Origin of the sequence: Pseudomonas fluorescens, from assembly GCF_004683905.1 — a bacterium.
GTDB classification, from domain to species: domain Bacteria; phylum Pseudomonadota; class Gammaproteobacteria; order Pseudomonadales; family Pseudomonadaceae; genus Aquipseudomonas; species Aquipseudomonas putida_A.
This window is the reverse complement of the sequence record NZ_CP038438.1, coordinates 3,483,883-3,497,155: the sequence shown is the minus strand read 5'-3', so window position 1 is coordinate 3,497,155 and position 13,273 is coordinate 3,483,883. Positions and strand designations below refer to the sequence as shown.

Annotated in this window: 11 protein-coding genes; 4 read left to right on the top strand and 7 right to left on the bottom strand. The window is 60.7% G+C overall.

The features are described from left to right. Positions 1–5: 5 nt before the first annotated feature. Both E4T63_RS15870 and E4T63_RS15865 read right to left on the bottom strand, forming a co-directional pair. Positions 6–965 carry an AAA family ATPase gene (locus E4T63_RS15870; protein ID WP_003218556.1) on the bottom strand — a complete coding sequence of 320 codons (960 nt, stop codon included), beginning with the start codon at positions 963–965 and terminating at the stop codon, positions 6–8. 268 nt (positions 966–1,233) lie between these two features. Next, positions 1,234–1,587, bottom strand: a complete 354-nt coding sequence (locus E4T63_RS15865; protein ID WP_098964262.1) for a hypothetical protein — start codon at positions 1,585–1,587, stop codon at positions 1,234–1,236. Positions 1,588–2,091: 504 nt separating this feature from the next. Between E4T63_RS15865 and E4T63_RS15860 the strand changes: the two genes are divergently transcribed. Beyond that, positions 2,092–6,987: an NAD-glutamate dehydrogenase gene (locus E4T63_RS15860; RefSeq protein WP_098964258.1), complete on the top strand. Its 4,896-nt coding sequence runs from the start codon at positions 2,092–2,094 to the stop codon at positions 6,985–6,987. A 165-nt stretch (positions 6,988–7,152) separates the two neighbouring features. Here E4T63_RS15860 and E4T63_RS15855 read toward each other — a convergent pair whose 3' ends face one another. The 4 genes from E4T63_RS15855 to E4T63_RS15840 form a co-directional block, all read right to left on the bottom strand. After that, positions 7,153–7,866 carry an ATPase gene (locus E4T63_RS15855; protein WP_135295975.1) on the bottom strand — a complete coding sequence of 238 codons (714 nt, stop codon included), beginning with the start codon at positions 7,864–7,866 and terminating at the stop codon, positions 7,153–7,155. Positions 7,867–8,107: 241 nt separating this feature from the next. Beyond that, positions 8,108–8,509, bottom strand: a complete 402-nt coding sequence (locus tag E4T63_RS15850; protein ID WP_135295974.1) for a cupin domain-containing protein — start codon at positions 8,507–8,509, stop codon at positions 8,108–8,110. 197 nt (positions 8,510–8,706) lie between these two features. Beyond that, on the bottom strand, positions 8,707–9,000 hold the full coding sequence (locus E4T63_RS15845) for a putative quinol monooxygenase (RefSeq protein WP_003225668.1): 294 nt from the start codon (positions 8,998–9,000) through the stop codon (positions 8,707–8,709). A 123-nt stretch (positions 9,001–9,123) separates the two neighbouring features. Beyond that, a complete protein-coding gene (locus E4T63_RS15840; protein WP_135295973.1) occupies positions 9,124–10,557 on the bottom strand; it encodes a PLP-dependent aminotransferase family protein in 1,434 nt (477 codons plus the stop codon). Positions 10,558–10,870: 313 nt separating this feature from the next. Here E4T63_RS15840 and E4T63_RS15835 point away from each other — a divergent pair, with 313 nt between their 5' ends. Next, entirely contained in the window at positions 10,871–11,311 is a 441-nt protein-coding gene (locus tag E4T63_RS15835) for a carboxymuconolactone decarboxylase family protein (protein WP_135295972.1), read from the top strand. 177 nt (positions 11,312–11,488) lie between these two features. On the opposite strand, the gene E4T63_RS15830 is transcribed toward E4T63_RS15835, so the two are convergent. Next, positions 11,489–11,833 carry a hypothetical protein gene (locus E4T63_RS15830; RefSeq protein WP_135295971.1) on the bottom strand — a complete coding sequence of 115 codons (345 nt, stop codon included), beginning with the start codon at positions 11,831–11,833 and terminating at the stop codon, positions 11,489–11,491. Between the two features lie 207 nt (positions 11,834–12,040). On the opposite strand from E4T63_RS15830, the gene E4T63_RS15825 reads away from it, so the two are divergent. Continuing rightward, complete coding sequence (locus tag E4T63_RS15825) at positions 12,041–12,706, top strand: secretin and TonB N-terminal domain-containing protein (protein WP_245223384.1); 666 nt, start codon at positions 12,041–12,043, stop codon at positions 12,704–12,706. Continuing rightward, positions 12,703–13,254, top strand: coding sequence for an RNA polymerase sigma factor (locus E4T63_RS15820; RefSeq protein ID WP_027613107.1), 552 nt, complete (start codon positions 12,703–12,705; stop codon positions 13,252–13,254). The genes E4T63_RS15825 and E4T63_RS15820 overlap by 4 nt, the downstream gene beginning before the upstream one ends. The last annotated feature ends 19 nt before the right edge of the window (positions 13,255–13,273 follow it).

Sequence of the window (13,273 nt, the reverse complement as noted above, 5' to 3'; positions counted from 1 at the left end):
GGGGGTCAAGCGACGGCTACGACGTCGAGAATCCGCTGCACCACCCGATCCTGATCGATGCCGGCGGCTTCGGCTTCAAACGACAGAATGATGCGGTGACGCAACACGTCGAACAGCACCGCCTGAATGTCTTCCGGGCTGACGAAGTCGCGCCCGGCCAGCCAGGCGTGGGCCCGGGCGCAGCGGTCAAGGGCGATCGAGCCGCGCGGGCTGGCGCCGTAGGCGATCCACTCGGCCATTTCCGGGTCGAATTTGGCCGGGGTGCGCGTGGCCATGACCAGTTGCACCAGGTATTCCTCCACGGCGTCGGCCATGTACAGACCGAGGATTTCCTTGCGCGCAGCAAAGATCGCCTGCTGGCTGACCCGGCGTTCCGGTTTGGTTTCGCCGTTGAGCGCTTCGCCACGGGCCTGTTGCAGGATCCGGCGTTCGACGGCGGCGTCCGGGAAACCGATTTTCACGTGCATCAGGAAACGGTCGAGTTGTGCTTCCGGCAGCGGATACGTGCCTTCCTGCTCGATCGGGTTTTGCGTGGCCATCACCAGAAACAGCGGCGACAGTTCGTACGTGCTGCGCCCGACACTGACCTGACGTTCGGCCATGGCTTCGAGCAGCGCCGATTGCACCTTGGCCGGGGCGCGGTTGATTTCGTCCGCCAGGACCAGGTTGTGGAAGATCGGTCCTTGCTGGAACACGAAACTGCCGGTTTCCGGGCGATAGATCTCGGTGCCGGTGATGTCGGCCGGCAGCAGGTCAGGGGTGAACTGAATGCGATGGAACTGGGCTTCGATGCCCTCGGCGAGTTCTTTGATCGCTTTGGTCTTGGCCAGACCCGGAGCGCCCTCGACCAGCATGTGGCCGTCGGCGAGCAGGGCGATGAGCAAACGCTCGATGAGTTTTTCCTGGCCGAGAATCTGCGTTGAAAGAAAGGTTCGCAGCGCCAGCAGCGCTTCACGATGTTCCATCGGTGACTGTTCCTGGAAAGGGTGGCCGCAGGCGTTCGGATAACGCCGGGGCTGGGGGCGTTACTTTAATCCATCGAGGGGGGTGGCGACTAACGGCATTTTGCGCAAAGTGCGGGAAATGACCGGGGGATTTGTTGGAATTTTGTAGCCGGGAAGTGATTGGTTGACTGTTCCGGCCCTATCGCGAGCAGGCTCACTCCTACATAGGGGCGTCGTACACCGTACTGTAGGAGTGAGCCTGCTCGCGATGAGGCCCTTCAAGACGCCATCAAATCTGGCTAATGAAAGTGCCAGTCCCATCCAGAATATTCTTCAGGGTTTCTTCAACTTCAGCCAGATCAACCATGTCCGGATTGAAGGTAATTTCCAGCACATCATCGCCATTCAGCGCATCGGCATCCGCCGCCGCGATTTCAATCTTCAGCAGAGTCTTGGACAGGGTGACTTTCACGCCGTCCAGCGTCGAAGGCTCGCCATCCAGGGTGATCTCCAGCTCGTCCTCGTCCGGATAGCGGCTCATCAGAAACATGTCGCCCTTGTCGCTATGGCAGCAGAGCATGGCCATGTTGTCTTCTTCGTCGTCGCACGGGTTGACGATCAGTAGGGCGGTGGTCATTTGCATGGGGAATTCCTGCCTCGGCGGGCGTGTTGGTCGCAATTGGGCGCGATTCTGCCAGCCCTCGGGAATTTCTGCATGTGAGAGTGTCAGAGGATGTGTCGTGAACGCGACGCAGGTCAATGGTCACTTCTGGCACAGATGTACCGTAAATACGGGCATTCAAGCCGCCGTTTTCCGCCATGAATGCTAGTGTTTACCGTTGCCAAAGCCTTGGTTTACGTGCCAATGACCGAATATGTCGCAGCACCGCAAGCAGACACATTGTCGCACCCATTAAGCTGCGCAACGGATGAGCACCCGTAAAGGCATTGTCGGCGGCCTCGACAGTCGTTTTTGCAGATGCCCATTCAATGGAAGGTGAATGTGACCTGAGTGTCTCGTCCAGCTTCACCCACCTGTCCCCCTGTTTCCTCTGCCCGAGAATCAGGAACAGGGCGACACAAGCCCCGAAAGGGGTGTTGCACGCGACGCTTTCCATCAATAACAAGCTTAAGCGGAGTACCACAGATGGCGTTCTTCACCGCAGCCAGCAAAGCCGACTTCCAGCACCAACTGCAAGCGGCACTGGCGCAGCACATCAGTGAACAGGCACTGCCACAAGTGGCGCTGTTCGCTGAACAATTCTTCGGCATCATTTCCCTGGACGAGCTGACTCAACGTCGCCTCTCCGACCTCGCTGGCTGTACTCTTTCCGCGTGGCGCCTGCTTGAGCGCTTCGATCACGCGCAACCGCAAGTGCGCGTCTACAACCCTGATTACGAACGCCACGGCTGGCAATCGACCCACACCGCGGTCGAAGTGCTGCACCACGACCTGCCGTTTCTGGTCGACTCGGTCCGCACCGAGCTGAACCGCCGCGGCTACAGCATCCACACCCTGCAGACCACCGTGCTCAGCGTACGCCGTGGCAGCAAGGGCGAGCTGCTGGAAATCCTGCCCAAGGGCAGCACCGGCGAAGGCGTTCTGCACGAATCGCTGATGTACCTGGAAATCGACCGCTGCGCCAACGCGGCCGAACTGAATGTGCTGAGCAAAGAGCTGGAGCAGGTGCTCGGTGAAGTGCGCGTCGCGGTCGCTGATTTCGAGCCGATGAAGGCCAAGGTGCAGGAGATCCTCACCAAGCTCGATCACAGCGCATTCGCCGTCGATGCCGACGAAAAGACCGAAATCAAAAGCTTCCTGGAATGGCTGGTGGGCAACCACTTCACCTTCCTCGGCTACGAAGAGTTCACCGTTGTCGATCAGGCCGATGGCGGCCATATCGAATACGACCAGAACTCCTTCCTCGGTCTGACCAAACTGCTGCGCACCGGTCTGACCAACGAAGACCGGCACATCGAAGACTACGCAGTGAACTACCTGCGCGAACCGACCCTGCTGTCGTTCGCCAAGGCTGCGCACCCGAGCCGCGTACACCGTCCGGCCTACCCGGACTACGTGTCGATCCGTGAAATCGACGCCGACGGCAACGTCATCAAGGAACACCGCTTCATGGGCCTGTACACCTCCTCGGTGTATGGCGAGAGCGTGCGGGTCATTCCGTTCATCCGTCGCAAGGTCGAAGAAATCGAACGCCGCTCCGGCTTCCAATCCAAGGCTCACCTGGGCAAGGAACTGGCGCAGGTCCTCGAAGTATTGCCGCGTGACGACCTGTTCCAGACCCCGGTCGACGAACTGTTCAGCACCGTGATGTCGATCGTGCAGATCCAGGAACGCAACAAGATCCGCGTGTTCCTGCGCAAAGACCCGTACGGTCGTTTCTGCTACTGCCTGGCCTACGTGCCGCGCGACATCTATTCCACCGAAGTGCGGCAGAAGATCCAGCAGGTGCTGATGGAGCGCCTGAAGGCCACCGACTGCGAGTTCTGGACCTTCTTCTCCGAATCCGTGCTGGCCCGCGTGCAGTTGATCCTGCGTGTTGATCCGAAGAACCGCATCGACATCGACCCGCTGCTGCTGGAAAAAGAAGTGGTACAGGCCTGCCGCAGCTGGCAGGACGACTACGCCGCACTGACCGTCGAAAGCTTCGGCGAAGCCCACGGCACCAACGTGCTGGCGGATTTCCCGAAAGGCTTCCCGGCGGGTTACCGCGAGCGTTTCGCGGCGCATTCGGCCGTGGTCGACATGCAGCACCTGCTGAGCCTGAACGAAAAAAATCCGCTGGTGATGAGCTTCTATCAGCCGCTGGGCCAGGTGTCCGGTCAGCGCGAGCTGCATTGCAAGCTGTACCACGCCGACACGCCGCTGGCGCTGTCCGACGTCTTGCCGATTCTGGAAAACCTCGGCCTGCGCGTGCTGGGTGAGTTCCCGTACCGTCTGCGTCACACCAATGGCCGCGAGTTCTGGATCCACGACTTCGCGTTCACCGCGGCGGAAGGCCTGGAGCTGGACATCCAGCAACTCAACGACACCCTGCAGGACGCGTTCGTCCACATCGTCCGTGGCGATGCCGAGAACGATGCGTTCAACCGTCTGGTGCTGACCGCCGGTCTGCCTTGGCGCGACGTGGCGCTGCTGCGTGCCTACGCCCGTTACCTGAAGCAGATCCGACTGGGCTTCGACCTGGGTTACATCGCCAGCACCCTGAACAACCACACCGACATCGCTCGCGAGCTGACCCGGTTGTTCAAGACCCGTTTCTACCTGGCGCGCAAGCTGGGCAGCGATGATCTGGAAGACAAGCAGCAGCGTCTGGAACAGGCGATTCTGACCGCACTGGACGATGTTCAGGTGCTCAACGAAGACCGCATCCTGCGTCGCTACCTGGACCTGATCAAAGCCACCCTGCGCACCAACTTCTATCAGACTGATGCCAACGGCCAGAACAAGTCGTACTTCAGCTTCAAGTTCAACCCGCACGCGATTCCAGAGCTGCCGAAGCCAGTACCGAAGTTCGAAATCTTCGTTTACTCGCCACGCGTCGAAGGCGTGCACCTGCGCTTCGGCAACGTTGCTCGTGGTGGTCTGCGCTGGTCCGACCGTGAAGAAGACTTCCGTACCGAAGTCCTCGGCCTGGTGAAAGCCCAGCAAGTGAAGAACTCGGTCATCGTGCCGGTGGGTGCGAAGGGCGGCTTCCTGCCGCGTCGTCTGCCACTGGGCGGCAGCCGTGACGAGATCGCGGCCGAGGGTATCGCCTGCTACCGCATCTTCATCTCCGGTCTGCTGGACATCACCGACAACCTGAAAGACGGCGCGCTGGTGCCGCCGGCCAACGTCGTGCGTCATGACGACGATGACCCGTACCTCGTTGTGGCTGCGGACAAGGGCACTGCAACCTTCTCCGACATCGCCAACGGCATCGCCATCGACTACGGCTTCTGGCTGGGTGACGCGTTCGCTTCCGGTGGTTCCGCCGGTTACGACCACAAGAAAATGGGTATCACCGCCAAAGGCGCGTGGGTTGGCGTACAGCGCCACTTCCGCGAGCGCGGCATCAATGTTCAGGAAGACAGCATCACCGTGGTCGGCGTCGGTGACATGGCCGGTGACGTATTCGGTAACGGCCTGTTGATGTCCGACAAGCTGCAACTGGTTGCCGCGTTCAACCACATGCACATCTTCATCGATCCGAACCCGAACCCGGCGACCAGCTTCGTCGAGCGTCAGCGCATGTTCGACCTGCCGCGTTCGGCCTGGACCGACTACGACACCAGCATCATGTCCGAAGGCGGCGGCATCTTCTCGCGCAGCGCGAAGAGCATCGCCATCTCGCCGCAGATGAAAGAACGCTTCGACATCAAGGCCGACAAGCTGACCCCGACCGAACTGCTGAACGCCTTGCTCAAGGCGCCGGTGGATCTGCTGTGGAACGGCGGTATCGGTACTTACGTCAAGGCCAGCAGCGAAAGCCATGCCGACGTGGGCGACAAGGCCAACGACGCACTGCGCGTGAACGGCAACGAGCTGCGCTGCAAAGTCGTGGGCGAGGGCGGTAACCTCGGCATGACCCAACTGGGTCGTGTGGAATTCGGTCTGAATGGCGGCGGCTCCAACACCGACTTCATCGACAACGCCGGTGGCGTGGACTGCTCCGACCACGAAGTGAACATCAAGATCCTGCTGAACGAAGTGGTTCAGGCCGGCGACATGACCGACAAGCAACGCAACCAGTTGCTGGCGAGCATGACCGACGAAGTCGGTGGTCTGGTGCTGGGCAACAACTACAAGCAGACCCAGGCTCTGTCCCTGGCGGCGCGTCGTGCCTACGAGCGCATTGCCGAGTACAAGCGTCTGATGAGCGATCTGGAAGGCCGTGGCAAGCTGGACCGTGCCATCGAGTTCCTGCCGACCGAAGAGCAGATCAACGAGCGCGTTGCGGCAGGCCATGGCCTGACTCGTCCCGAGCTGTCGGTGCTGATCTCGTACAGCAAGATCGACCTCAAGGAACAGCTGCTGAACTCGCTGGTGCCGGACGACGACTACCTGACCCGCGACATGGAAACGGCGTTCCCGCCGACCCTGGTCAGCAAGTTCTCCGAAGCCATGCGTCGTCACCGTCTGAAGCGCGAGATCGTCAGCACCCAGATTGCCAACGATCTGGTCAACCACATGGGCATCACCTTCGTTCAGCGACTCAAAGAGTCGACCGGCATGAGCCCGGCGAACGTGGCTGGCGCTTACGTGATCGTGCGTGACATCTTCCACCTCCCGCACTGGTTCCGTCAGATCGAAGCGCTGGACTACCAGGTCAGCGCTGACGTGCAACTGGAGCTGATGGACGAGCTGATGCGTCTGGGCCGTCGCGCTACGCGCTGGTTCCTGCGTGCCCGTCGCAACGAGCAGAACGCTGCCCGTGATGTGGCGCACTTCGGTCCGCACCTGAAGGAGCTGGGTCTGAAGCTCGACGAACTGCTGAGCGGCGAAATCCGTGAAAACTGGCAGGCGCGTTATCAGGCTTACGTCGCGGCCGGTGTGCCGGAGTTGCTGGCGCGTATGGTCGCGGGTACCTCGCACCTGTACACCCTGCTGCCGATCATCGAAGCGTCCGACGTCACTGGCCAGGATCCGGCCGAAGTGGCCAAGGCCTACTTCGCCGTGGGCAGTGCGCTGGACATCACCTGGTACCTGCAACAGATCAGCGCGCTGCCGGTTGAAAACAACTGGCAGGCCCTGGCCCGTGAAGCGTTCCGTGACGATGTGGACTGGCAGCAACGTGCGATCACCATCTCTGTCCTGCAACAGGGCGACGGCACTCAGGACGTGGAAGCACGCCTGGCGCTGTGGATGGCACAGCACGAAAGCATGATCGAGCGCTGGCGCGCCATGCTGGTGGAAATCCGTGCTGCGAGCGGCACTGACTACGCCATGTATGCCGTGGCCAACCGTGAGCTGCTTGACCTCGCGTTGAGCGGTCAGGCGGTGGTGCCTGCGGCTGCTGCGAATGCCGAGCTTGAACTGGCCTGAGTAGTGGTTGAATGAAAAAGCCCCTGCATTGTGAGATGCAGGGGTTTTTTTATGTCTGTTGGTTTTGTGGTGGTCGGGCTGGCCCCTTCGCGAGCAGGCTCACTCCTACAAGGGAAACGCATTCCAACTGTAGGAGTGAGCCTGCTCGCGATGGCGCCCTTTATATCAATACAACTTATGTGCTTGTTTACTATCGAGCATCGACACTTTATCTGTCGGTCTGGTCAACAAATTACTCAGCGACTGATCAAACTTCTGCAGCGCCCGAACTTGCACATCCTGCTGTTGATTAATATCAGCGACGATCTCTTCCGAACGTTTGAAGTCCGCCCAAACCGGTGTCAGTTCTTTGGCCTCCGAACCTTTCGCCGTGCCGATGTAATTCAACTTCGCATCATAAAAATCCGCACTGACATCGGCCTTAATGTCGGAGCTGCGCGAAGTGATCAACTGGCTGTGGGTATCGACGATCGCCACCACATCGGGATGCGCCGCGCGCAGGCTCTGCATGTCCGGGTACACCGTGACCGAGCCGAACTGCCGTTGCAGCGAGGCCTTGACCCAGTCCACCGCCATGTCCGGTTTCGAGGTGTTGACGTAGGCGTCGTGGATCGGCTGCACCAGCAGGCTCTGGCCGAAACCGGTGCCGGCGTTGGCCTGATAGTCACGCAGGTATTCGCGGTTGGTCTGGGTGCTCGGGCTGTAGACCACGCCCAGTGACACGCCGGGACCGCTTTGCACCTGGGCGGCGCTGCTGCGGCCAACCGGTTGGGTGAACAGGGTATCGAGGGACGACACCGCTTTCGGCGCGGTGGGTACTGAACAGGCGGACAAGGCTAAAACCGATATCGCCAGGGTACTGGCAAAAGCAAGTTTCATGATGAGTCTCCCGTGAAGCAACTTCAGTCGGAAAGTCAGCGTTGTCGCGGCTGTGGGTGACGGGCGCACGACAGTTGATTCAGACTAAACCCGCCAACCTGTAAATAAGCTGACAATTTTTCGAGTTGTGGCGATGCATTAGTTTTATTGGCTTTAAGGCGAATCGGTTAATTGCCTCGGGAAATAAAAAGGCGCAAAACAGTGTTTTGCGCCTTTTTATTTATGGCTGTGCCAACAACCATCAGTTTTTCAAGGGGATCAGTACTTGCTCGTCCGGGGCCAACACCATGAACACCAGCAACTTCGCCGGTTTGCTGTTGCTGGCGTTTTTTGACACCAGATGTTCGGAGCCGGCCGGTTCGTACCAGAACTGGCCTTTCTTGTAGGTGATCGGCTGTTCGCCCTTGACTTGGGAAATCACTTCACCTTCGAGCACGTAGGCCATGGCGGTGCCGTCGTGTTTGTGGGCGATCGAGGACTGGCCGGGTTTGTAGTCGACTTCGATCATCATGGCTTTCTTGCCGGGGGCGTTCTTCAGCATCTGGTCTTGCAGGACGGTGACTTTCTCGGATGGGTCGTGAGCCAGGGCGGCGGCAGACACGGACAGGGCGAGAGCGGCGGTGAAGAGGTGCAGGGCTTTCATGTTCGATCACCAGTTGGGGAGGGGTGGTGACCACAGTAGTCTGCGGGGAGGGGTATTCAAACGGCCAATATTCGGGAAGATCGGGTGACCAATCAGTCGTTCGGCGGTGCAGCTGAATACGTCTTCGCGAGCAAGCTCGCTCCCACAGTTGAACGCATTCCAAATGTGGGAGCGAGCTTGCTCGCGAAGGCGTCCGGTCAGACGATGGGGAAACTGTTGAAATCCACACTATTGGCCAAGCGGCTATCGATCAGGTCAATAAACCCCTGTGCCTCAGGCCGGTTGAAGTGCGCTTGCATCGCCGCTTCCGACTGCCAGCGTGCGCTTACCGTCCAGCGCTGGCTGTCCTCGGGGCAGCGGTCGACCATGTAGGCGTCGCAGCCCGGTGTCTGGCGCAGGGTGTCGACGATCTTCTGCAACTGCCGGCCGAGCTCTTCCGAACGCCCGGCGGCGGCGCGCACCTGAACGGTGTTGATCACTTCGTTGGACATTGCTCACACTCCTGAATCAGGCCGGACGAATCCTGCTCATTGAGGGATAACGCCAGTGCAGAATAGGCCTGCACCTGCTGATCACCAATAACCAATCGGCGGTTAATCGCCCAGACCAATCATTCACGCCACTTGTTGCAGAATGTCGCGCAGGCGATCCAGAGCGGTGTCGATATCGAGGGTTTCAATGGCGCCGAAGCCGAAGTACAGGCCGCTTTTCACCGGCTGTTGATAATGAAAAATGTCGATGGAATACAGCCCGACCTCGACTTTTTTCGCCAGTTCGATCACCAGCGCCAGGTCGATCGGCACCTTGCACAGCACCGCCATGTGGAACCCGGCACTGGGCGGTATCGCTTCCAGCCACGGCGCCAGATCCGTGGCCATGCGCGCCAGAATTCGCTCGCGGCGCTGGGCGTAAATCCCGTGGCAACGGCGGATGTGCTTGAGCAGGCAGCCTTCGGCGATGAACTTGGCCAGCGCCCATTGCGGCAGGGTCGAGGCGTGCAGGTCGGTGAGTTGTTTGGCGCGGATCACCGCTTCGAGAATCGCCGGCGGCAGGATCGCGTAACCCAAGCGCAGCTCCGGTAGCAGGGTCTTGGAGAAGGTGCCGACGTAGGCCACGATGCCGCGCTGATCGAGGCTGAACAGAGAGTCCGTAGGCCGCCCTTCGTAGCGGAATTCGCTGTCGTAGTCGTCCTCGATGATGATCGCGCCCAGCTCATAAGCGCGGGCGAGCAAGGCTTCGCGGCGCGCCTGGCTCATCGGCATGCCCAGCGGGAACTGGTGCGACGGCGTGACATAAATCATCCGCGTGCCCTCGGGAATCTGCTCGACCACAATCCCCTCGGCATCCACCGGGATTCCAACCACCTCGGCACCGTGGGTGCCGAACAGCAGGCGCGCGGGCGGATACCCCGGATCTTCCATTGCCACCCGGCTGCCGGCGCTGATCAGCACGCGGGTGATCAGGTCCAGCGCCTGTTGCGCGCCGTTGCACACCACGATGTCTTCGTCCTGACAGTTGATCCCGCGCGAAAACGCGATGTGCCGGGCAATCGCATTGCGCAGCGCCGGCAGACCTTCGGGCACGCTGTAGAAGCCTTTGGACCCGGCCATCTGGCGCATCGCGTGGGAGACGCAGCGGCGCCAGTCGTCATGTGGGAACTGGCCCTTGCTGGTGGCGCCGCCGATAAAGTCGTAGCGCAGCGAGCCTTCCAGCGACGGGTGGCGCAAGAACACCGGCAGATTGCGCCAGCGCTCGATCACCTCGGCGCTGGCCAGTTCGGTGTGGCTTTGCTTGCGCTGAATCTGCGCCGGGCGGGCGTTGACGTAGGTGCCCTTGCCGATCACCCCGGTGAGGAAGTTTTCGTAGGTCAGTTGCGCATAGGTGTCGGAAATGGTCTTGCGCGAGATCCCCAGTTGCTCGGCCAGCAGACGGCTGGGCGGCAACTGCGTACCGGCGGCCAGACGCCCGGACTCGATGGCGCCGCGCAGCTGGTTGTACAGCTGGCCGGCGAGGTCCTTGCGGCCATTGATCACGACGTGAAGTTCCATACCGACGCGGCTCCGGGGGGCGATTGGGGTGTCGGCCAGATTAACGCTGTTGGGTGATTGGCAGTAGTTGCGCAGCACAAAAACCCGAAATTGGTCACCGTCCCCACTTGTAGGAGTGAGCCTGCTCGCGATGAGGTCGGCACCTCCAACATGGCGGTGACTGAATGACCGCTATCGCGAGCAGGCTCACTCCTACAAGGTTGTGTGTTTGGCCGGGGGACAGTGGTGTAGCGATATTCCGTGGAATTGGGGCTGTAACGCCCGCAGTTCTGCGCTTACCGTGAACTCATCACTCCGCTTCCCGAGAGCTGCCATGTCCCCGCGTCTGGAATACTACAACGCATCGCCCAAGGCGATGAAAGCGATGATCGCCATGGAGGCGCTGACCAGCGACCTGAGCATCGAGGCGCCGCTGTTGCAACTGATCAGGATCCGCGCCTCGCAGCTCAACGGCTGCGCGTTCTGCACCGACATGCACTCGGTGGACGCGCGGCGGGCCGGGGAGAGTGATCGGCGGTTGTATGCGATCGCGGTGTGGCGCGACAGCGGCTTTTTCAATCCGCGTGAACGCGCCGCCCTGGGCTGGGCTGAGGCCGTGACGTTGTTGGCCGAGAGTCATGTGCCGGATGATGTTTACCAGATGGCCAAAGCGCAATTCAGTGAGGCTGAACTGGTGGATTTGACCATGGCCGTCACTACCATCAACAGCTGGAATCGCCTGGCCGTAAGCTTCCGCCAAACCCCAAGCGACTGACGTGCATACCCTGTGATTGAGGTGTTCCTTGTGGTGAGGGGATTCATCCCCGATGGCCTGCGTAGCAGGCCCAACATTGACGACTGCTGCGCAGCCGATCGGGGATAAATCCCCTCGCCACAGGTGTGTTTCCCCTTCCTTTAGGTGTGTGAGTTTCTTAGCCTCAGGTGTTTTGACTCATTTATTGGTTAATGGGGAGGTTCCGTTATTGGCGGGTGGGCGTTGTGGTTTGACTGAGGTGCCGAAGGTGTTGCCCATGCGTGTTCCAGTTGCGGCCGGGGTTGCGAGGCCAACCTGATTTGGTGGCCGTTTGTTCACGGGAACGTTCATTGCTTCCCGATTCTTCTGCGCAGCGGCAGCGCCCTCGGGATTGTTGCCCATCTGCTGACTCAGACAATCGTAATTCGGCGCCTTGTAGCCGCCCACCGTCACCTCCACACAGCCCAGCGGCTGTTCGGCGTGGGCACTGGCGAAGGCGCTCAGCAGCAGCCCGCCGAGGGCGATTTTCCACAGTGATTTCATGCAAGCCTCCTGGCCGGCCCGACGCGGCCGTTCTCTGAATGCAGTCTAGTGCAAGCCTCGCGCGAATCCCGTGATGGTTTTTTTGCACCGCCCGTCACACCAGATTCATAAACAGCCATCAGGATGACGGTTTTCAGGGGTACGTCAGCCGTGCAGCGAGGCAGTTCCAGGGACGGTCTTCAGCGTTCAGCGACTCTCGTGCGCCGGGTGAGTCTGGGGCTGCTGCTTGGCTGGTTCAGCGGTGCGGCGACAGCCGAACCCGTGCCGGCCGATATGCGCATGACGCTGCACATCCCGGCGCAGGATCTGGCCCGGGCGCTGGATCAGTACAGCCATGCCACCGGGGTGGCGGTGCTGGTCGACAGTCAGTTGAGTCGTGGCCGGCGCTCGTTGGCGGTCGATGGCGAATACACCGCTGCCGACGCCTTGCGCCGTTTGCTCGGCGGCAGTGGCCTGATGGCGCGTTATGCCCGCGACGACGCGTTCACCTTGCAAGTGGCGCAGGTCGAGGACGTGCCGTCGGCCCCGGACAAAACCACGCCGGCCAGCGCCGCTGTGAGTCGCAGCTACGCCACCGCCGTACAAGCGGCGATCGAGCGCAACCTGTGCCGTTCGCCACTGACTCGTCCGGGCAGTTATCGCGCGGTGTTGCAGGTCTGGGTCGGGCGCGACGGCGTGGTGCAGCACAACCGGTTGGTCACCACCACCGGTGATGTACGGCGCGATACCGCGCTGGTGGAGAGCTTTCGCAATCTCAGGATCGACCGGCCGACGCCCAGCGCGTTGCGTCAGCCGGTCACGTTGCTGTTGTTACCGGAGTCGTCAGGGAAACGCATGGAATGCACCAAATGGGAAGGAGTTTCCGGGGGATGAAAGACACCGGACAAGGTTCGATGGTCCAGCTGTTCCTGACGTCCTACGAGGACTTTCGGGTGCGCTTGCGCAGGCGTCTCGGCTCGGAGGATCTGGCCAACGACGTGCTGCACGAAACCTACCTGCGGGTCGACCGCATGGAGACGCCGCCGAACCTGCTGCGGCCCAACGCCTACCTCTATCGCATGGCCCTGAACATCGCCGCCGACCGCCGTCAGGCCGATGCGCGCCTGCTCACCGGCGAGGAAGTCGAAGAGCTGCTGCAAATCGGCGACGAGGCGCTGGACCCGGCGCGAGTGGTCGGTGGGCAAAAGGAAATCCAGTCGCTGCTCAGTGCCCTCTACGAGCTGCCCGCACGACGTCGCCGAATCTTCATCGCGGCGCGGCTGGAGGAGGCGCCGCACCTGGAAATCTCGCAGCGCTTCGGCATTTCCACACGCATGGTCGAGAAGGAAATCAAAGCTGCATTGGGCTTCTGCGCAGCGAAACTGGAAAGAAAAGTGTTTCAGCGGTTCGGTCGCGGGGCCGGAAAACCGTCTTCTGAATAGTGCCCGATCAATTCGTTGA